This window comes from Janthinobacterium goodfellowi (assembly GCF_051380695.1).
Taxonomy (GTDB): Bacteria; Pseudomonadota; Gammaproteobacteria; order Burkholderiales; family Burkholderiaceae_D; genus Janthinobacterium.
On the sequence record NZ_JBNYXN010000001.1, the window covers coordinates 574,800 to 595,325 of the forward strand.

Consider the following 20,526-nt stretch of genomic DNA (forward strand, 5'->3'; position numbering starts at 1 on the left):
AAATTTCAATTGTTAAATAAATTAAATTTGTCATTAGGAAAAATGATCGTTGAAAGTTCGGTGTTCGGCTGGTGCCTGTCTAGACAGCTGTTGTTTTTTGGTAACGACATTTGCACTGTATATGGCGGTGTCGCGGCATGGGCCTGGACTGGGCGCCGGGCAAAAAAAAGCCGCCCGGGAAGGGCGGCTGGCGTGGGGCGTCGCGCAGCTTACTGGAACGCCACCTCGGCAAAGCTGCGCAATTTGCGGCTGTGCAGCCGGTCCACGCCCTGGCGGCGCAGCAGTTCCACGGCGCGGATGCCGATGCGCAGATGCTGGTCGACTCGTTCGCGGTAGAAGTGGTTGGCCATGCCGGGCAGCTTGATTTCGCCGTGCAGCGGCTTGTCGCTCACGCACAGCAGGGTGCCGTAGGGGACGCGGAAACGGAAGCCGTTGGCGGCGATCGTCGCGCTTTCCATGTCCAGCGCGATGGCGCGGCTCTGGCTGAAGCGGCGCTCCGGCGTGCGCTGCGGCAGCAGTTCCCAGTTGCGGTTGTCCGTGCTGGCCACGGTCCCCGTGCGCATGATGTGTTTCAGGTCATGCCCCGTGAGCTGGGTGATTTCCGCCACCGCCGTTTGCAGCGCCTGCTGGATTTCGGCCAGCGGCGGGATCGGCACCCACAGCGGCAAGTCTTCGTCGAGCACGTGGTCTTCGCGCACATACGCGTGCGCCAGCACGTAGTCGCCCAGGCTTTGCGTGGTGCGCAGGCCCGCGCAATGACCGAGCATCAGCCAGGCGTGCGGGCGCAGCACGGCGATATGGTCGGTGATGGTCTTCGCGTTGGCCGGTCCCACGCCGATATTGACCATGGTGATGCCGCTGCCGTCCGCGCGCAGCAAATGGTAGGCGGGCATCTGCGGCAAACGCGGCGGCGCGGCGCCCAGCGCATCCTCGCTCTCGACTGTCTGTCCAACCCGGCGCGTGACCACGTTGCCCGGTTCGACAAAGGCGACGTAGCCGTCGTCGTCCGATGGCGCTTGCGCGTCGGGCGCGCGGTCCATCATGGCGTGGCCCAGGCGGATGAATTCGTCGATGTAGAACTGGTAATTGGTAAACAGGACGAAGTTCTGGAAATGCTGCGGCGAAGTGCCGCTGTAGTGGCGCAGGCGCTGCAGCGAATAATCGACGCGCGGTCCCGTGAACAGCGACAGCGGCTGCGCTTCGCCATGCGCCGGTTCGTGCGTGCCGTTGGCGATGCCGTCGTCCATGGCCGACAGGTCGGGCAGGTCGAACAGGTCGCGCATGGCCAAGCGGCGGCCCGCATCCATATTGCCTTCGATATGGTCATGCTCGGCGAACGAGAAATGCACGGGAATGGGCTGGGCGCTCACGCCCACTTCCAGGTGCACCTTCTGGCCGCTGTTATGGTTTTTCAGCAGCAGGGTGAACTGGTCCAGGTAGTAATCGCCGAACAGGTCGGGGCGCGTCAGCGTGGTTTCAAACACGCCGGGCCCGGCGACAAAACCGTAGGCCAGCGGCGAGTCGGCGCGCGCCACGGTGTCGGTCTGGATGCGCACGAAGGGGTAGCAGGCGCGCACGCGCTCGTGCATGTCTTCGCCGGCGACAAAGCGCTGCAGCGCGTCGCGCAGGTGTTCGATGCTGCTGCGGTAAATGGCTTGCACCTGTTCCAACGCCAGGCGTGGATCGTCGAAGCGGGAGGAGGCGATGAAGGGGGGCGTAAGCAAGCGGATTCTCCTTGTAGCGGTTCGTGCATACCATTGTAAGGCAGCAAGGCAACTCATGTTGGCGCATGTCGGGGGCGCTTGACGGATTCAAATAGAATCTGTATTCTATTTGAATGGTCAGACTAGCCAAATTCAACGAAAACAACTTCATCGACAGCGCGATCGCCGTCGCCGCCCAGTGCGGCGTGGGCGCCGTGTCGATGGCCGCCATCGCCGTCAAGGCCGGTGCGCCCATCGGCTCCGTGTATCACCGCTTCGATTCGCGCAACGCGATTTTGGCGCGCGCCTGGCTGCGCGTGAAAAGCGACTTCCGCGAGGAGGTGGCCAGCCGCTGGCTCGGCGGCGATACCTGGGCCGGCGTGCACGGTCTGCTGGACTGGTGCCGGCGCAAGCCCGTGTACGCGCGCTTCCTGCTGCAATGCGCGGACAGTCCCGATTTCAGCAGTGGCCTCAGCGAGGAATTGCTGGCCGCCGTCGAAGAGGAACAGGCGGCGCTCGACGCCTGCTTTGTCCGCTGCGCCGAAGCCATGCCCGCCACCACGGAGCTGGACCTCGATCACATGCTGCTCAAATTCGTGCTGATCGACGCGCCCGTGGCCGTCGTCAAGCCCTACCTGACCCAGGAGCGGCCGATACCGGCCAGCGTCGACGCCATGCTGCGCGCCTCGCACGATGCCGTGCGCGGCTGGGCCGCCCACACCACACACTAACAAAGAAAAGAATCCCCATGCGCTATTCCACCCAGCTTGAACACGGCAAGAAAATCCCCCTGCACGACGAAGAAGGTTTCATCGGCATGCGCGCCGCCGGCCGCATCGCCGCCGACACGCTCGACTACATCGCGCCTTTCGTCAAACCGGGCGTGTCGACGGCGAAGCTCGACGCCCTGTGCGAGGAATTCATGCGCGCCGCCGGCGCCATCCCCGGCACCATCGATTACCACGGCTACAAGCACGCCAGCTGCATCTCCGTCAATCACGTCGTCACGCACGGCATTCCGTCCGAAACGAAGATACTGAAAGTGGGCGACATCCTGAACATCGACGTGACGCCGAAATTCAACGGCTGGTTCGGCGACACCAGCCGCACCTTCAAGGTGGGCGCCGTGTCCATCCTCGCCAACCGCCTCGTCAATACGGCGTATGACGCCATGATGGCCGGCATCCATACCGTGCGCCCGGGCGCGACCCTGGGCGACGTCGGCGCCGCCATCGAGGCGGTGGCCAAGGCGCAGGGCTTTTCCTCCGTGCGCGACTTCTGCGGCCATGGCGTGGGCCAGGTCTTCCACGACACGCCGCAAGTGCTGCACTATGGCCGCGCCGGCACGGGCATCGTGCTCGAGCCGGGCATGATCTTTACGATCGAGCCGATGCTCAACGTGGGCAGCTACCAGGTCAAGGTCTTGCCCGACAAATGGACGACGGTGACGAAAGACCGTTCGCTGTCGGCGCAGTTCGAGCATTCGCTGGCCGTGACGGAAACGGGCTTTGAAATCTTCACCCTGACCGGTTCGACCGAGCCGCTGGTCTGAGCATGGATGCGGCCAGTGCCAGCCTGACGCAGCGTCTGCTGAACAAATACCGGCACGATCCGGAAGACGCGCTGCAGCAGGTGGCGCTGGCCGTCCTGCAGCAGGAAGGCATCCGCGACGACAGCGTGCTGCGTTCTGAACGCATCGCGGCCCTGGCGCCGCCCGTCGCCGGCGTGGTGCTGCTGGCCGAGTGGCTGGCCTACATGGACTGGGAAGGCTTCGACAGCGCCCTGTACGTCAATATCGACGCGGTGGCGGCGTTCATTGCCGATGAATTGCTGCTGCCCGAGGCGGCCGCCAATCTGCTGCAAACGCGCGACGCAGCCGTGTTCGAAACGCAGCGCCCTTCGTTGGCAGCAGCAGCCTTGCTGTTCATCGAACGCCACATCGCGCTCTTTCCCAGATAGCGGCCTGCGTCTTACAATGGCGGCAAGCACTGTTGCCCCATTTTGAAGACTTCCGCATGAGCGATTTTCCCGAAGATATCTACACCGAGCCGTCCGCCGACGTGCATACCCTGAACAACCTGGGACCGCTGACCGGCATGGCCGGCATCTGGACGGGCACGCGCGGCCTGGACGTCAAGCCGAAAGCCGATGGTCCGCGCAAGCAGGCCTTCGTCGAGCGCATCGAACTGCAGCCGATCGACCCCGTCACCAACGGCCCGCAACTGTTCTACGGCTTGCGTTACTACATCCACATCACCAAGCCGGACCAAGTGAAAACCTATCATGAGCAGGTGGGCTACTGGCTGTGGGAGCCGGCCACGGGCGCCGTGATCCAGACCCTGGCCATCCCGCGCGGCCAGATCGCCATGGCGTCCGGCACGACGACGGCGGACGCCACCAGCTTTGAACTGGTGGCCAAGCGCGATTCGACGGCCTACGGCATCTGCTCGAACCCCTTCCTCGAACACGCGTTCACCACGGTCGAATACCGCATCAAGGTCGATATCCACGCCGACGGCACCTGGGGCTACGACGAAGACACGGTCATGCTCATTCGCGGCAAGGATGAACCGTTCCACCACACGGACCGCAACCTGCTGACGAAAATCGGCGAGCCGACGCCGAATCCGATGGCCTTGCAGGCGCTGGCGGCAGTGTAAAAATCAAAAAGCGGCGACTTTTTCCGCCGCTATGCTGGAGCGCCTGAAAAATGCTCAGGGCTAGGCGCGTTGCCGCAGGCAGTACGAACGTACGGCCAGGCAACGCAACAACGCCATGGGCTTTTTCTCAGGTGCTCCTTAAGGCTGTCCCTGGGCGACCGCCTTGATCGCACGCTCCTCGCCCATGGCGGCGGCGATCCTCCAGCGCTGCATGGCGCTGGCGCGGTCGGGGCGTTTCAAGCCCGCGCCTTCCCAGTCCATCAGTCCCAGATTGTAGATGTCGCCCGCGCTGCCCTTGTCGGCGGCCAGGGTGAACCATTTGCGCGCTTCCTTGTGGTTGACGGGGATCTGGTAGCCGCGCACGTGGTACAGGCCCAGCAAGTGCATGGCTTGCGCATTGCCCTTGTTCGCGGCCTGTTTCAGCAGGTCGAGTCCGCGCGCCATGTTGCGCGGCTCTTGCCAGCCTTCGGCCAGCATCACGCCCTTTGCCGTCAAGGCATAGCTGTCGTTCTTCACCAGGCCCTTGCCGATCAGCGGCTTGGCGGCCACCTGGCGCGCTTCGCGCTGCTGCGCCGTCGGCGCCGTGGCGGGGCCGGGCTTGCCTTCACCCATCAGCAGCATCCAGCCATATAGCCCATACGCGCCCGCGTCGCCCTTGCCGACCAGGCTCTCCAGCATGGCCAGCGCCTGCGCCTTGTCGCCATTTTCATATAGCTTGACGGCCTTGGCGGCACTTGCATCCTGCGGCACGGCGGCCGGCGCATGGGGCGCGACGGGTGCCGAGGCCATGGCGGCCTCCTGCGGCGGCGCAGCGGGGCGCACGCGCACGGGCAAGCCATAGCTGGCGGCCAGCACGGCGACGCTGGCGGGCGCGAGGATCAGCACCTGCGCCAGCTGGTTGCGGCGGCCCTTGCCGGCGATGCCCATGGCGCGTGCGGCTTGCTGCTCGCCGCCCAGCGCTTCGCTCAGCACGGCTTTGACCTTGCGGTTGAACAGCCAGTAGCCGGCGCCCGTGACGAGCAGGCCGGCGACGGCGGCCGCCCCGCGCCCGGCGAAGAACCAGGCGGCGATGGCGGCGGCCAGCGCGGCCAGCGCGCTTTTCCACCAGAACTGCTTGGCCAGCCGCGTGTAGACCTGGCGCAGGGCACCGAGCACACAGGTGCGCACATTGTTTGCATAGTCGGCGGAGACGACATCGACGTGCGCGTGGTCCGCGTCGCCGCTGAGGACAGACTCGATCACGTCCGCATTCAGCTCCGACGCGGCCACGTCGCGCAGCGGCGTAAGCAAACCCTGCACGTGGGCCGAGAACAGGCCGTCGTCGGCGCTGCCGGCCAGCGCGTCGCTGAGCGCCTTGAGGTCGCCGCGCAGCAGTTTTTCCACGATGTAGTCCAGGGTCAGCCAGCGCAAGTCCGTGCCGTACGCCACCAGGTGGTGTTTTTCTGCGTTGCACGATGCGTCCAGGCGCACGAGGCGCAGCTTGGCCGCATACAGGGCGTCGACTTCCTGCGGCTGGTCTTCATTGTAAATGCTCACTTTTGCCAGGGCCAGGCTGCTGGCAATGGCCGCCAGTGAGTGCACGCTCTCCTTGTCGCGGATGCGGCGAGCGTCGTCGGGCGCCTGCTTGGGCAGGCTGACGCTGTAGCCGGGCGTCACGTGCACGTCGACCCAGGCCGCCGTGCCCACCTTGCCGGAACCGTCGCAAGGGTTGCAGCGCAGGTCGCCCACGCCGCTGCAGGTACGGCACGTGACCTTGCCGCTGGCGCGGCAAGTGCCGCAATTGATGTTGCCGGAACCGTGGCAGCTGTTGCAGCTGACCTTGCCGTAGCTGCAATGGTAGCAATTGCGATGTTCGGTGCGGTACTGGGGCCGAGTTTCGCTGTGGTAGCTCGTGTGCGAGCTGCCGTTGCTGTAGGTGGTAGTGGGTACTTGCACCGTGATGTAATCGGTGACTTGCTCGGCCACCGTGCCGCTGCCGCTGCAATACGCGCACGACACCTTGCCGCTGCCGTAGCAGCCATAGGCGTCGCAGCTGACGGTGCGCCCGCCACGGCAGTTCCAGCACGTTTCCGTCGTCGCGCCGTGGCAGGTGTGGCAGCCGATGCGGCCTTTGCCGGAACAGGGGATGCAGGTATCGAGGTGCCAGTACTTGACGGCGTGCGGGAGGTAGACGCCCGTCTCGACGCCGTTGTAGGCCTGGCCCGCCTGGCGCAAGGCAGCGTCGAGCTTGCCCGCCGCGCGGCGCAGCCGCTCCTTCTCCTGCGCGTGAGCGAGCGCTCCCACCTCGTGGGACCCGCAGTGGCGGTCATTGCCCGAGGGCGTGAAATAGCCATTGATGACGCGCTGCTCGAAGCGCGCCTCCAGCGCGTAATTGGCCTGCAGCGAAAAATCCTGCAGCACGTCTTCCTCGCCCAGCGGCGTGATGTCCTGCGGCTCGAAACGCGTCTTGTCCTGCACCAGGGTGCGCAGCTTGCCCAGAACCGTGGGTGTTTCTTCCTTGTCGAGGCGGATGGGCGCGGGCGCCGTCACGGTCGTCTCTGTCACCTGCGGCATATCTTCGCTGCCTGGGGTTTCACGGGCCGTTTCGGTGCTGGAATTCATGCGCGTCCTTTTGCTCTCTGGAAAGATGTTTGAATTTTAGCATCCCCATATGACAAGGCGGCTACCCCTGGCTCCCTTTTTCAGCGCAGGCCGCGGCGGAACTGATCGGGCGTGCCGCCGCTCTGGCGGCGGAACATGGCGATGAAGGCGGAGGCCGTGCTGTAGCCCAGTTCCAGCGCGATCGCCTGCACGGTTTCTCCTTGTTCCAGCAGGGGCAGGGCGGCCAGGAAACGCTGGCGCTGGCGCCATTCGCCGAACGGCATGCCCAGCTCGCGCTGGCAGCGGCGCGCCAGAGTGCGCTCGGTGACGTGAAATTGCGCGGCCCACTCGGCCAGCGAGTGCTTACTTCCCGGCTCCGCCTGCAGGGCGTCCAGCAAGGCCGCGATGACGGGGTCGTCGCTGCCGGGCAGGTAGTTGCGGCTGCACGGCGCCAGCTGCAGCTGGTCGACCAGCACCTGCGCCAGGCGCTGGTCGGCTTCGGTGGCGGGCGTGGTGACTTTCCTTGCGGCGAAGTCGCCGAGTATGGCTTTGAGCAAGGGACTGAGGACCAGCGCGCACGGCTGCGCCGGCAGCTGCGCGCACAGACTGGCATCGATGTAGGCCGAGTGAAACACGACGTCCTGACGGATATAGCCGTCGTGCAAGGTGTCCGGCGGTATCCACACGGCGTACTGGGGCGGCGACAGATAGCGCTGGCCCGCCACCATGATTTCCATCACGCCCGTGGAGCAATACGTGAGCTGGCCCCACGGATGGCTCTGGTAATCGAATTGCTGGTGCGCGTGATAGTCGTCGAGGCGAAAGTACACGGGATAGGGCAGGGTGTCGGAAACGGCGGGAAAATGCTGGTTGCTGGCCATGGTATCTCCTGTTTTGTCCTGTTCTTCGCATCGTTTGTCCGGTATGCATTATATCCATGGAATCGGACCATGCGAAAATGGCGGTATTAACATCTGGAGTCCGCCGCATGCAAGCCAAGCATTATCTGTTTCCCGTGATCGCCGTGCTGATCTGGGCCATCAATACCATCGTCAGCAAGCTGGCCGTGGGCGTGATCGATCCGGCCGCCATCTCGTTCTACCGCTGGCTGCTGGCCGGCGTGCTGCTGGCGTTCGTGTTTGCCCGTCCCGTGTGGAAGCAGCGCTCGTTGGTGAAACCGTATCTGGGCAAACTGTTTGTGCTGGGCATGTTGGGCATGGTCATGTACCAGTGTCTCGCCTACATCGCCGCGCAGACGACGACGGCCACCAACATGGGCATTCTGGCGTCGATGATGCCGCTGCTGGCCGTGGGCCTGTCCGTGCTGGTGTTGAAAGAGGCGCCTACCGTGGGCGGCGTGTTCGGCGGCATCGTGTCCTTGCTGGGCCTCGGCTACCTGCTCAGCCATGGCGACCCGGCCGCCCTGATCGCCCATGGCGCGGCCGTGGGCGACGCGCTGATGCTGCTGGCGTGTTTGTCGTATGCCGGTTACGGCGTGCTGCTCAAGCGCTGGAAGATTCCCCTGAATAACTGGCACTCCTTGCTGATCCAGGTCTGGTGCGCCGTGCCCGTGCTGTTCGTGTATTACCTGAGCCAGTCCGCGCCGCCCGTCACCGGCGCCGGCTTGCCGCTGGTGCTGTTTGCCGGCATCCCCGCGTCCATCATCGCGCCGTTTCTGTGGATGCATGGCCTGGCCAAGCTGGGACCCAGCCGCGCCACCACCCTGATGAATCTGCTGCCCGTGTTCACGGTGATCATCGCCATGCTGTTCCTCGGTGAAACCTTACACAGCTACGATGTGATCGGCGGCGGCGTCACGCTGCTGGGCGTGGTGATGGTGCAAACCCTGAAGCGCCCCTTGCGCCGTGCCACGGCCTAGTTTTTTTGCTATGCTGATGCTTTGAATAAGGAGGCAGCATGCATGGCATCGATACCCTGTTGAGCGAACTCGAAGCATTCGGCAACACCAATGATGCGGCGCACACGGAACGCGCCAGCCGCATGCTCAACATCACGCGCGACACGGGCGAATTGCTGGCCGTGCTCGTGCACGCGCGCGGCGCACGGCGGGTGCTGGAAATCGGCACCTCGAACGGCTATTCGACCCTGTGGCTGGCGCGCGCGGCGCAGGCGCTGGGCGGCAGCGTGGTGACGGTGGAAAAGGCGCAGGACAAGTTCGACATGGCGCATGCCAACTTTGTGCGCGCGCAATTGCAAGGCGTGATCGGGCAATTGCTGGCGGACGCGGGCGACGTGCTGCGCGATGCGGCGGACGGCGCCTACGATTTCATCTTCCTCGATTCCGCGCGCCAGCAATACGAACAGTGGTGGCCGCAGCTGGACCGCGCACTGGCGGCCGGCGGCGTGCTGGTGGTCGACAACGCCAGTTCGCACTACGCGGACATGGCTGGCTTTATCGACGCCATCCGTGCCGACAGCCGCTACACGGCCTGCCTGGCGACTGTCGGCAAGGGCGAATTCATCGCCGTCAAGTCGGGCAATTGATTACGCTGCGACGATAGCCGCTTCCAGCACGCGCACCAGCGATTCGACGCCTTGCGCGTCGATATCGTCGAAGCGGCCGATCAATGGGCTGTCGAGGTCGAACACGCCGACGATCTGGCCGTGCGCAAACACGGGCACCACCAGTTCCGAACGGGAATTGACGTCGCAGGCGATGTGGCCGGGAAAGGCGTGCACATCGTGCACGACGATGGACTTGCCTTCGACCACGGTGGTGCCGCACACGCCGCGGCCCTTCTTGATGCGGATGCAGGCCGGCTTGCCCTGGAACGGTCCCAGTACCAGTTCCTCGCCCTTCAGAAAGTAGAACCCGGCCCAGTTCAAACCGGGCATGGTATTGAAGACCAGCGAGCTGAAGTTGGCTGTATTGGCGATGAGATCGGTTTCGCCCGACAGCAGGCCTTGCAGCTGCGAACGCAGGTCCGCATACATGGCTTGCTTGGCGGCGGGGGTATCGGTGGCGTAGGCGGCGTCGCTGATAGTAAACGTCATGGTCGTGGTCGGGCGCAAAATGGGGAAGGCGTTATGGTAGCGCGTCTGGCGCATCCGCGTGCGGCCCTCACTGTGTCAGATATTCTTGCGCCAGCCGGCGCAGCAGGGGCAGGGCCGCATGGCCGTGCTCTTCCCGCCAGGCCAGGCCGATGCCGGCCGCCAATTCCTCGCCCTCCGCCAATGGCCGGTAGGCCACGCCAGCGAGGCGCAGCGCGCGGAATGAATCGGCCAGCAGGGCCATGCCCTTGCCGGCCGCCACGTCGCCGAGCAGCACATGGTGGTCGGGCGCCTCGCGCAGGAAGGCGGGGGCAAAGCCATGGCGGCGAAACACTTGCTGGCAATGGTCGAAAAAGGCGGGCTGACGCGCCCGTTCGAACCAGTAGACCGATTCCTGCGCGATATCAGACAGGCCCAGCTTGCGTTTCTTCGCCAGCCGGTGCCCGGCGGGCAAGGCCAGCATCATGGGCTGGCGCGCCAGCGGCTGCACGGCCAGTTCGAACGTGGCGCTGGGCAGCGCCAGCAGGGCCGCGTCGAGCTGGCCCTTGCGCACGCTAGCGACCAGGCGCGGCGAGGGCGCCGCCGTCAGTTCCAGGCGGACATTGTCCAGTTGCGCCTCCAGCGCCGCCAGCAGCGGACGGAACAGGCCGGCCGCCACGGAACTGGTCAGGCCCAGGCGCAGGCGTGCCGGGGCGGCATCACGCTGCAGCGACGTTTGCGCCGTCTCCAGCAAGTCGAGGATGTGCAGCGCCTGCGGCAGCAGGGTGCGGCCCGCTTGCGTCAGGGCCACGCCCTGCGTGTCGCGCTCGAACAGGCGCGCGCCCAGGTTTTCTTCCAGTGTCTTGATGGCGCGCGACAGGGGCGGCTGGGTCATGTGCAATTGCTCTGCCGCCTGGCGGAAATTGAGGCAACGGGCGACGGCGCAAAACAGGGTCAGGGCGTGGGTATCGAGGGCTCTCATACCAGAAAGGTATCACGAAATTGCGCATTCCCCCGCCAGCCGGCGCGGTCTAGACTGGCCGCATTGACACTTAAGGGAGATCAACATGCAACTGCAACAACGACGCATCGGCCATAGCGGATTGAGCAGCTCGGCACTGGGCCTGGGCTGCATGGGCATGTCGGAATTCTATGGCGCCACGGACGAGGCGCAATCGCTGGCCACGCTGGAAGCGGCCCTGGCGGCGGGCGTGACCCTGTTCGACACGGCCGACGCCTACGGTTTCGGCCACAACGAGCAATTGCTGGGACGTTTTTTACAAGGCCATCGCGGCCAGGCGCTGGTCGCCACCAAGTGCGGCCTGGCGCGCGAGGCGGGCAGCTACGCGCGCCGCGTCGACAATTCCCCCGCCTACATCCGCCAGGCGTGCGAGGCGTCGCTGGCGCGCCTGGGCGTGGAGAGCATCGACCTGTTTTACCTGCACCGGCTGAACCTCGATACCCCGCTGGCAGAGTCGATGGGGGCGCTGGCGCAATTGCGGCAAGAAGGAAAGATTCGCGCCGTGGGCCTGTGCGAAGTGAGCGCCGCCACCTTGCGGCGCGCGGCGGCGATCTGCCCCGTGGCCGCCGTGCAGAGCGAATACTCGCTGTGGACGCGCGAGCCGGAGCAGGGCGTGCTGGCCGCCTGCCGCGAGGTGGGCGCCGGTTTCTTTGCCTACAGCCCGCTGGGGCGCGGTTTCCTGACGGGCGCCATCGCCGATGCGGCCAGTCTCGACGCAGGCGACTTTCGCCAGTTCAATCCCCGCTTTGCGGCCGAGAACCTGGCGCGCAACCAGGCCATCGTCGCGCAGGTCAGGGAGATTGCGCGCGCAAAAGATTGCACGCCGGCCCAGCTGGCGCTGGCCTGGCTGCTGGCGCAAGGCGACGACATCATTCCCATTCCCGGCACCAAGCGCATCGCGTATTTGCACGACAACCTCGGCGCGCTGGACGTGCATCTGGACGGGGCCGAACTGGCGGCGATGAACGCGGCCTTTCCTTTGGGCATGGCGGCGGGCGCGCGCTATACGGAGGAAGGCATGAAGGGCGTGGATGCCTGAAAAAAGTGGTGCTAGCGTACGCCAGCGTACCTAACTGATGCTTTTCCTGCGGGATAATCCCCGGCGATCTGCTAGCATTCCGGCTGGCCCCATGCACCCGTGAAGTGGTGCGGGGCCGGGGAATGCAGCATGAATGGAAGGGTGGATGTCAAGTGCTAGATGACGATATTTTCGATATAGAACTGAAGTTATTGCTTGAGGGAATACTGCTGCGCTATCAGCACGATTTCCGCGATTATTCCGTGGCGTCGCTGCGCCGGCGCATGCGCCAGGCCATGGAGCGTTTCGGCTGCGCCAGCCTGTCGCAATTGCAGGACCGCATCTTGCACGAGCCGGCCATGTTCGCGCAGATGCTGCAATTTTTTACGGTGCAAGTGAGCGAGATGTTCCGCGATCCCGCGTATTTCCGCGCCTTGCGCGAAAAAGTCGTGCCTATCCTGCACACCTATCCCTCGATCAAGATCTGGGTGGCCGGCTGCAGCAGCGGCGAAGAGGTCTGGTCGCTGGCCATCTTGCTGGACGAGGAAGGCTTGCTCGAGCGCAGCATGATTTATGCGACCGACATCAATGTCGAGGCGCTGGCCGCCGCCGAAGCGGGCATCTATCCGGTCGAGCGCATCGCCCAGTTCAGCGAGAATTACCAGCTGGCGGGCGGCAAGCGCTCGCTGTCCGACTATTACACGGCCGCCTACAAGGGCGCCATCTTTGACCGGCGCCTGCGGCGCCAGTTCGTCTTCGCCGACCACAGCCTGGCGACGGACAGCGTGTTTTCGGAGGTGCACATGGTTTCCTGCCGTAACGTCATGATTTACTTCAATAAAGACTTGCAGGACCGCAGCCTGGGCCTGTTCCACGAAGCGCTGGTGAACCGGGGCTTCCTGGGCCTGGGCATGAAGGAAAGCCTGCATTTCAGCCGCCATGCGGACAGCTTTAACGAGCTGAGCCCGGCCGAACGCATCTTCCAGCGTGCCTGACATGCTGCCGAGCTGCGACGTGGCGCCGCCGCCGGCCGGCCTGCGCCTCATCGCCATCGGCGCTTCGGCCGGCGGCGTGGAAGCGCTGGGCATCGTGCTGCGCGCCTTGCCCGCCACCTGCCGCGCCACCGTGGTGGTGGTGCTGCACCTGGCGCCGGGCCGCTCGAGCCAGTTGCCGCTGCTGTACGCGGAACGCTGCCAGCTGCCCCTGCGCGAGGCGCAGGACAAGGAGCCGCTGCAGGCGGGCGTCGTGTATTTCGCGCCGCCCGATTACCACCTGCAAGTCGAACCCGATGGCTGTTTTTCCCTGTCTCAGGAAGAGCCCGTGTATTTTTCGCGCCCGTCCATCGATGTCTTGCTGGAAACGGCCGCGTACGCCTACCGGCGCGCCATGCTGGCCATCATCCTGACGGGGGCCTCGGCCGACGGCGCGGCCGGCCTGGCGCGCGTGCGGCAACTGGGCGGCAGCGCCTGGGTGCAAGACCCGCAGCGGGCCAGTTGTGGCATCATGCCGGCCGCCGCGCTCAAGCGTGCCGGCGCCGACCGCGTGCTCGATTTGCCGCAGATGGCCGCCAGCCTGGCGCTGCTGGACAACGCGGGGGACAAGTGAATGGGAGCATGACAGTGCGTGTAATATATGCAAAGACTGAAACAATATTAATTTCCATATCAAAATATTATGGCACTGCCTTGACGATGCCTGAAGACTGATCCGTGACCGCCCCTATTCATATCCTCGTCGTTGACGACATCGCCCAAAACCTGGTCGCCGCCGAAGCCGTGCTGGCACGGCCCGGCATTGTCATCCTGAAGGCCAGCTCGGGCGCGGAAGCGCTGGAATTGCTGTTGACGCATGAAGTGGCACTGGCCCTGATCGACGTGCAAATGCCGCAGATGGATGGTTTCGAGCTGGCCGAGCTGATACGCGGCAGCGAGCGCACGCGCAGCATTCCCCTGATTTTTCTCACGGCCGCATCGCGCGAACCGAGCTACAGTTTCCGCGGCTACGAGGCAGGCGCCGTCGATTTCCTGTACAAGCCCATCGACGTGAAAGCCTTGCAAAGCAAGGTGGCCGTGCTGGTCCAGCTGTACCGGCAAAAACGCGAATTGTCGGCCCAGCTCGACGAGCTCAAGCATGCGCTGCACTTGAATGAACTGTTCACGGCCGTGCTGGGGCACGACTTGCGCACGCCCTTGTCCGTGGTCATGAATGGCGCCATGCTGTTGCCGATGATGAGCGACCACCCGAAGGTGATTGTCACGGCACAGCGCATCGAAAGCAGCGCCAAGCGCATGGCGCGCATGGTCGACCAGTTGCTGGACCTGGCGCGCATCCGCTCCGGCACGATGGAATTGCGCAGCAGCACGCACGACTACCTGGCGCTGGCGCGCGCCATCGTCGAGGAATTCGAGACGGCCGGCCAGGCGCCGCTGGTCGAGGTCAGCAGCGTGGGCGAGCTGCACGGGCAATGCGATGCGGGCTTGCTGTCGCAAGTCATCTCGAATCTGTTAAGCAATGCCATCACGCATGGCGAGGCGGGCTCGCCCGTGCAGCTGGCCCTCGACGGGCGCGCCGCCGACAGCATTGAGTTGCGCATCGCCAATCGTGGCGTCATCCCCGCCGCCTTGTTGCCGACCCTGTTCGAACCGTTCCAGCAGGCGGGCGAGAAGCGCAGGACGGGGCAGGGCCTGGGACTGGGCCTGTACACGGTAAACATGTTCGTCAAGGCCCACGGCGGCACAGTCGAGATCAGTTCGACGGCCGCCCAGGGCACGCTGGCGACCGTGCGCATCCCGCGCCAGTGCCAGGTGTGCGTGCAAGCGGGACGGGCGACATGAGCGCGCCAGCCTTGCCGCGCGGCGGCGGCATGGGGGAACTGGTGCGCCGGCACGACTGGTCCGCCACCAGCCTGGGCGCCATCGATGGCTGGCCCGCCCACCTGCGCACCAGCGTCGACATCGTGCTCAATTCGCCGATGGCGATGGTGCTGATGTGGGGCCCGCAGCACGTGATGATTTACAACGACGATTACATCCAGATCGCCGGTGCGCGCCATCCGGCGGCGCTGGGTGGCACGGTGCCGGCCGTCTGGCCCGAAATCTGGGACTGGAACGCGCGCATCCTCGAAGCGGGATTGCGCGGCGAGACGCAGGTGCACCGCGAGTGCTGTTTGCCGCTGTTGCGCGACGGACAGCGCACGGACGTCTGTTTCGACCTGTTTTACACGCCCGTGCATGGCGCCGACGGCCAGGTGGACGGCGTGCTGTGCACGGCGGTGGAATTGACGGCGCGCATGGAGGAAGGGCGCCAGCTGAAGCTGGCCACGGCCGAGCTGGGCCAACTCAACACCACCTTGCAGACCGAGAGCGAAGCCGTGCGCGCAGCCAACCGCCGCCTGGGCGAGGAGCGCGCGCTGCTGCGCGCCCTGTTCCAGCAGGCACCGAGCTTCATGGCCCTGCTGCGCGGGCCGCAGCACGTGTTCGAATTGGCGAACGAGCATTATCTGCGCCTGGTGGGGCACCGCGATGTGCTGGGCAAGACAGTCGAAGCGGCCTTGCCTGAAGTTAAGGCGCAAGGTTTCATCGAACTGCTCGACCAGGTCTATCGCACGGGCGAACCGTTCGAGGGGCGCCAGGTGAAGGTGGATTTGCAGACGGCGGACGGGCAGACGGGCCAGCGCCAGATCGACTTCGTCTACCAGCCCATCAAGGATGACGAGGGCGCGGTGACGGGCATCCTCGTCGAAGGCATCGACGTCACCGAGCGGATGGAAGGCGAGGAGCGGTTGCGCCTGGCACAGCAGGCGGGCGGCATCGGCACCTTCGAATGGTTCCCCGAGACGGGCGCGATGGTGGTGTCGCCCACGTTCCGCCGCCTGTGGGGCATTGCCGACGAGGTGGAAGTGACGGAACGCCTGCTGGTGAGCCTGGTCGATGCGCGCGACCAGCAAAAGGTCGGACCGAGCAAGCTTGACGTGGCGCCCAATCCGCTCGAATACGTGGAGTACCGCATCCGCCGCCCCGCCGATGGCGCGCTGCGCTGGATCGCGCGCCAGGGCGAGGTGGTGGCCGGCCGCGTGCCAGGCCAGCGCCGCTACGTGGGCGTGTCGTTCGACGTGACGGAGCGGCGCCTGATCGAGGATGAACTCAACGCCAGCCAGGAGCGCATGGCGGCCATTTTCGGCCAGGCGTCCGTGGGCTTGTCCGAGCTGGGCCTCGATGGCCGTTTCCAGCGGGTCAACGGCGCCCTGTGCTGCATGCTGGGGCGTTCCGCCGAAGAGCTGCTGAGCCTGAACATGAACGACATCATGCATCCGGCGGACGTGCCTGGCAACAACGTGCTGTTCCAGCGTCTGGTGGAAACGGGCGAGTCGTTCTCGCTGGAAAAGCGCTACCTGAAGCCCGACGGCACGCAAGTGTGGGTGTCGAGCAATGTCAGCCGCCTCGTCGATGAGCAGGGTCATACGCGGTCCCTGATCGCCGTCAAGACGGACATCACGGACCGGCGCCGCGTGGAAAAAGCGCTGCATGAATTGAACGAAACGCTCGAGCACCGGGTCGAACAGGAAGTCGGTGAGCGCACCAAGGCCGAAGACGCCTTGCGCCAGGCGCAAAAGATGGAAGCCGTGGGCCAGCTGACGGGCGGCATCGCGCACGATTTCAACAATGTGCTGCAAATCATTTCCGGCAATTTGCATTTGCTGCAGCACCTGGCGGGCACGGATGGCCTCATGCGCCAGCGCCTGGATACGGCGATTGCCGCCGTCGAGCGGGGCGCCAAGCTGTCGTCGCACCTGCTGGCCTTTGCGCGGCGCCAACCGTTGCAACCCGTGGTGGCCGACTTGGCGCGCGTGGTGCGCAACATGGATGCGCTGCTGCGGCGCGCCTTGGGCGAAGCGATCGACATCGTGCTGGTGGGCGGCGGCGGGCTGTGGAATACCCTTGTCGACCGCAGCCAGATCGAGAACGTCATCCTGAACCTGGCCATCAATGCGCGCGACGCCATGGATGGCGTGGGCAAGCTGACCATCGAGCTGGGCAATGTCGTGCTCGACGAACAGTATGTGCACAACCTGGTCGACGTACCGGCGGGCCAGTACGTGATGCTGTCGGTGACGGACACGGGCCGCGGCATGAGCGGCGCCGTGCTGCAGCGCGCGTTCGAGCCGTTCTTCACCACCAAGCCGGAAGGCGCGGGCACGGGCCTGGGCCTGTCGATGGCGTATGGCTTCGTCACGCAGAGCCGCGGTCATATCCGCATTTACAGTGAACCTGGCGTGGGCACGGGAGTCAAAATCTATTTGCCCCGTTCCCTGATGGCCGAGGCGGACGAGGAACTGGAATTGAGCGGCGTCGTCACGGGCGGCACGGAAACCGTGCTGGTGGTGGAAGACGATGTGGGCGTGCGCACCACCGTGGTCGATATGCTGGGGGCGCTGGGCTACAAGGTGCTCAAGGCCGAGGATGGCGAAAGCGCGCTGGCCGTGTTGCACAGCGGCGCGCAGATCGACTTGCTGTTTACGGACGTGATCATGCCCGGTCCTGTCAGCAGCACGGAGATGGCGCGCCAGGCGCGCGAGTTGCAGCCCGATATCGCCGTCTTGTTTACCTCGGGCTACGCGCAGGATGTCATCGTGCATGAGGGGCGTCTTGATGCGGGAGTGGAATTGCTCAGCAAGCCATACCGGCGCGAAGAGCTGGCGCGCAAGCTGCGCCATGTGCTGGCCAACCGCCAGCAGCAAATGCGCGCGCGCCAGTTTGAACGGTCCGGCGCGCCCGTGACGGGCACGCCAGCAACGGGCAGTCTGGCGCCCAGCGTGCTGGGAGGCGGCACGCCGGGGCTGGACTTGACGGGCCATGTGCCGGAACCGCAGGGGGACATGCCGACATCGATGAAGATACTCGTGGTGGAAGACAACCTCGATTCGCAGCTGATGGTGTGCGAACTGGTGGGCATGCTGGGCCATACGGTCAGCGGCGTGTCCGATGGCGAGGCGGCGTGGAAATTGCTTAACGAGCAAGACTTCGATATCCTGTTTACGGATGTCAGCCTGCCCGGCATGTCCGGCATCGCGCTGGCGCGCATGGTGCTGCGCGATAAACCGGGCATGCGCATCATCTTTTCCACGGGCTATGGCAAGGAATCGATGGATGAGCTGGGCTTTTCCGCCAGCGTCTTGCGCAAGCCCTATGATTTGATGGAGTTGCAAGCGGCACTCGACCAACCCTGACGGGCGCGCGCCGCTTCGGCCCGCCCGTCTCACCTGCAGAGGTAAGGCATGACCCCTGAACTGACGATGCTGGCCTGTACCCTGGTGCTGGCGCTGGTGCAAATCCTGCTGCCCGCGCTGTTTCGCACGCGCGAAACGGGCACGGCCTATAACGTGAGCGCGCGTGACGGCGACGGGCCGCCCGTGGGCAAGATCACGGGCCGTTTGCAGCGTGCCCAGGCGAACCTGTTCGAAACCCTGCCCCTGTTTGCCGCCGCCGTGCTGATCGCCCACGTGACGGCGCAGGAAAGCGCGCTGACCCTGTACGGCGCGGCCCTGTATCTGGCCGCCCGCGTGCTGTATCTGCCCCTGTACGCATTCGGCGTGCCCGTCGTGCGCACGCTCGTGTGGTGCGTGTCGATTGCCGGGCTGCTGATGCTGTTCTGGGCCATCCTGTTCGCTTCCTGAATTCCTACGCCAGCGGTGGTGCCCGTCCTATGGCGGTGCGCCAGGCCCGGCCGTAAAGTGGCGGCAAGCTGGCAATTGGCGCCGGCATGTCAGGGACCGGACGACGATGGCGATTACTACCTCTGCAGTGAAAGATACGGGCAGCGCCCGCCAGCGCAAGATCCAGCGCCTGCTGCGCTCCGTGTTTGGCGTGGCGCGGCTGCGCACGGGCCAGCAGGACGTCATCGACAGCGTGCTGGCCGGGCGCGACACCCTGGCCATCATGCCCACCGGCAGCGGCAAGTCGCTGTGCTACCAGTTGCCCGCCGCGCTGCTGCCCGGCGCGACCTTGGTCGTGTCGCCGCTGATTTCACTGATGAAAGACCAGCTGGAAAAGCTGCACGAACTGGGCATCACGGCCGTGCAGCTCAACAGCAGCCTGTCGCGCGCCGACGAGGATGCCGCCATCGCCCGCATCGCCCAAGGTGGCCGGCTCATCATCTTTTGCACGCCGGAACGCCTCGCCAATACCGCCTTCCTGTCCCTGCTGGCCGGCGCGCCGCCCAGCCTGGTCGTCATCGATGAAGCCCATTGCATTTCCCAGTGGGGCCACGACTTCCGTCCCGCCTACCTGGAAATCGCCGCCGCCCTGCGCGCGCTGGGCCGCCCGCCCGTGCTGGCCTTGACGGCCACGGCCACCGGGGAAGTGATGGTCGATATCGACGCGCAACTGGAAGCGCGCAAGCTGAACGTCATCAATACGGGCATCTACCGCGCCAATCTGCGCTACCGCGTGATCCAGGTCACGAATGCCGGAGAAAAACAGGATGCGGTCCTGCGCCTGCTGCGCGAAACGGCCGGCGTGGGCATCGTGTATGCGGCCACCGTCAAGGCCGTCGAAGACCTGGCGGCGCGGCTGGAGGAATTGGGCGAGAGCGTCACCTGCTACCACGGCAAGCTGGCGGCACGCGAGCGCAAGCACAACCAGGATTTGTTCATGGGCGGCGAGCGCCGCATCATGGTGGCCACCAACGCGTTTGGCATGGGTATCGACAAGCCCGACACGCGCTTCGTCATCCACTTGCAGGTGCCGGCCAACCTGGAAGCGTACTACCAGGAATCGGGCCGGGCGGGGCGCGACGGCTTGCCCGCCGACTGCACCTTGCTGTACTTCCAGGAAGACAAGCGGGTCCAGCAATTCTTTCTGGTCAAGCATTACCCGACGGCGGAAGAACTGGCCGCCATCGTGGCGGCAGCGCAAGAATTGCCGGCCACCTTCACTTTTGCCGCGCTGGCAGCGGGCTTGCCCGAGTTTTCCGACGGCCACCTGAAGGTGTGCCTGAAACTGTTGAAAGACGGCAAGCTGCTGCGCCAGGACCGCAAGCTGGGCTACAGCCTGAAAGCGCCCTCGGTCGCTACGCCTTCGTATGCGCAGCTGGCGCAGATCTACGTCGACAAGCAGGAGCGCGACAAGCAGGCGCTCGAACAAATGGTGGGCTATGCGCAAAGCGGCTTGTGCCGCTGGAAACTGCTGCTCGATTACTTTGGCGACGCGGGCGATTTCGAGCGCTGCTGCACCTGCGACAATTGCCTGTCGCCGCCCGCGCTGGCCGCGCCCATTTCCCTCGACGAGTTGCCCCCGGTCCCGTCCCAAGCGCCATCGCCGCCGCCAGCGCCGCAGATCGCCGTCGGCAGCCGCGTGCGCGTGCCCCGTTACCAGATCGGCACCGTGCTGTCGGTGGCGGGCGACCAGGTCACGATTGCCTTTCCGGAAAACACCACGCGCACCTTCATGGCCGAGTTTGTCGCACCGGCGTGAACCCAGTGTGCGCTGTCTGACAGATGATCTGGCGCAAGAGCGCTAGAATCAGCCCATTCCAACGCGTATTAACGCAGGGAGC

Annotated in this window: 18 protein-coding genes; 13 read left to right on the forward strand and 5 right to left on the reverse strand. The window is 65.1% G+C overall.

Features of this window, described 5'->3' with window-relative positions; all coding sequences use genetic code 11:
* Positions 1-209: 209 nt before the first annotated feature.
* Positions 210-1,724, reverse strand: coding sequence for an AMP nucleosidase (locus ACQ4WQ_RS02600; RefSeq protein WP_152281250.1), 1,515 nt, complete (start codon positions 1,722-1,724; stop codon positions 210-212).
* A 113-nt stretch (positions 1,725-1,837) separates the two neighbouring features.
* Here ACQ4WQ_RS02600 and ACQ4WQ_RS02605 point away from each other — a divergent pair, with 113 nt between their 5' ends.
* From ACQ4WQ_RS02605 to ACQ4WQ_RS02620, 4 genes are read left to right on the forward strand one after another with little or no spacing between them, the layout of a single operon-like run.
* Positions 1,838-2,434, forward strand: coding sequence for a TetR/AcrR family transcriptional regulator (locus ACQ4WQ_RS02605; protein WP_034783384.1), 597 nt, complete (start codon positions 1,838-1,840; stop codon positions 2,432-2,434).
* A gap of 17 nt (positions 2,435-2,451) precedes the next feature.
* Complete coding sequence (gene map, locus ACQ4WQ_RS02610) at positions 2,452-3,255, forward strand: type I methionyl aminopeptidase (protein WP_070260327.1); 804 nt, start codon at positions 2,452-2,454, stop codon at positions 3,253-3,255.
* A gap of 2 nt (positions 3,256-3,257) precedes the next feature.
* Complete coding sequence (locus ACQ4WQ_RS02615; protein WP_436494473.1) at positions 3,258-3,662, forward strand: hypothetical protein; 405 nt, start codon at positions 3,258-3,260, stop codon at positions 3,660-3,662.
* A gap of 56 nt (positions 3,663-3,718) precedes the next feature.
* Positions 3,719-4,363: an FABP family protein gene (locus tag ACQ4WQ_RS02620; RefSeq protein ID WP_034783389.1), complete on the forward strand. Its 645-nt coding sequence runs from the start codon at positions 3,719-3,721 to the stop codon at positions 4,361-4,363.
* Positions 4,364-4,501: 138 nt separating this feature from the next.
* Here the strand turns inward: ACQ4WQ_RS02620 and ACQ4WQ_RS02625 are convergent, their stop codons facing one another.
* Both ACQ4WQ_RS02625 and ACQ4WQ_RS02630 read right to left on the reverse strand, forming a co-directional pair.
* Positions 4,502-6,964 carry a tetratricopeptide repeat protein gene (locus tag ACQ4WQ_RS02625; RefSeq protein WP_436494475.1) on the reverse strand — a complete coding sequence of 821 codons (2,463 nt, stop codon included), beginning with the start codon at positions 6,962-6,964 and terminating at the stop codon, positions 4,502-4,504.
* 80 nt (positions 6,965-7,044) lie between these two features.
* Positions 7,045-7,824 carry an AraC family transcriptional regulator gene (locus tag ACQ4WQ_RS02630; protein ID WP_326457227.1) on the reverse strand — a complete coding sequence of 260 codons (780 nt, stop codon included), beginning with the start codon at positions 7,822-7,824 and terminating at the stop codon, positions 7,045-7,047.
* Positions 7,825-7,931: 107 nt separating this feature from the next.
* Between ACQ4WQ_RS02630 and ACQ4WQ_RS02635 the strand changes: the two genes are divergently transcribed.
* On the forward strand, positions 7,932-8,822 hold the full coding sequence (locus ACQ4WQ_RS02635; protein WP_436494478.1) for a DMT family transporter: 891 nt from the start codon (positions 7,932-7,934) through the stop codon (positions 8,820-8,822).
* A gap of 38 nt (positions 8,823-8,860) precedes the next feature.
* The gene (locus tag ACQ4WQ_RS02640) at positions 8,861-9,448 is read left to right on the forward strand and encodes an O-methyltransferase (protein ID WP_436494480.1); all 588 of its coding nucleotides are present in this window, start codon (positions 8,861-8,863) and stop codon (positions 9,446-9,448) included.
* On the opposite strand, the gene ACQ4WQ_RS02645 is transcribed toward ACQ4WQ_RS02640, so the two are convergent.
* Both ACQ4WQ_RS02645 and ACQ4WQ_RS02650 read right to left on the reverse strand, forming a co-directional pair.
* Complete coding sequence (locus tag ACQ4WQ_RS02645; RefSeq protein WP_436494481.1) at positions 9,449-9,958, reverse strand: GAF domain-containing protein; 510 nt, start codon at positions 9,956-9,958, stop codon at positions 9,449-9,451.
* 67 nt (positions 9,959-10,025) lie between these two features.
* Entirely contained in the window at positions 10,026-10,916 is an 891-nt protein-coding gene (locus ACQ4WQ_RS02650) for a LysR family transcriptional regulator (RefSeq protein ID WP_436494482.1), read from the reverse strand.
* A gap of 85 nt (positions 10,917-11,001) precedes the next feature.
* On the opposite strand from ACQ4WQ_RS02650, the gene ACQ4WQ_RS02655 reads away from it, so the two are divergent.
* From ACQ4WQ_RS02655 to ACQ4WQ_RS02685, 7 genes are all read left to right on the forward strand, one after another.
* Positions 11,002-11,994, forward strand: coding sequence for an aldo/keto reductase (locus ACQ4WQ_RS02655; protein WP_436494484.1), 993 nt, complete (start codon positions 11,002-11,004; stop codon positions 11,992-11,994).
* 122 nt (positions 11,995-12,116) lie between these two features.
* Entirely contained in the window at positions 12,117-12,968 is an 852-nt protein-coding gene (locus ACQ4WQ_RS02660; RefSeq protein WP_436494486.1) for a CheR family methyltransferase, read from the forward strand.
* A 1-nt stretch (position 12,969) separates the two neighbouring features.
* The gene (locus ACQ4WQ_RS02665; RefSeq protein WP_436494488.1) at positions 12,970-13,578 is read left to right on the forward strand and encodes a chemotaxis protein CheB; all 609 of its coding nucleotides are present in this window, start codon (positions 12,970-12,972) and stop codon (positions 13,576-13,578) included.
* A gap of 104 nt (positions 13,579-13,682) precedes the next feature.
* Positions 13,683-14,807, forward strand: a complete 1,125-nt coding sequence (locus ACQ4WQ_RS02670; RefSeq protein ID WP_436494490.1) for a hybrid sensor histidine kinase/response regulator — start codon at positions 13,683-13,685, stop codon at positions 14,805-14,807.
* On the forward strand, positions 14,804-18,199 hold the full coding sequence (locus ACQ4WQ_RS02675) for a hybrid sensor histidine kinase/response regulator (protein ID WP_436494492.1): 3,396 nt from the start codon (positions 14,804-14,806) through the stop codon (positions 18,197-18,199). The genes ACQ4WQ_RS02670 and ACQ4WQ_RS02675 overlap by 4 nt, the downstream gene beginning before the upstream one ends.
* Before the next feature lie 48 nt (positions 18,200-18,247).
* Complete coding sequence (locus ACQ4WQ_RS02680; RefSeq protein ID WP_326457217.1) at positions 18,248-18,646, forward strand: MAPEG family protein; 399 nt, start codon at positions 18,248-18,250, stop codon at positions 18,644-18,646.
* A 106-nt stretch (positions 18,647-18,752) separates the two neighbouring features.
* On the forward strand, positions 18,753-20,444 hold the full coding sequence (locus ACQ4WQ_RS02685; RefSeq protein WP_436494494.1) for a RecQ family ATP-dependent DNA helicase: 1,692 nt from the start codon (positions 18,753-18,755) through the stop codon (positions 20,442-20,444).
* Positions 20,445-20,526 lie beyond the last annotated feature (82 nt).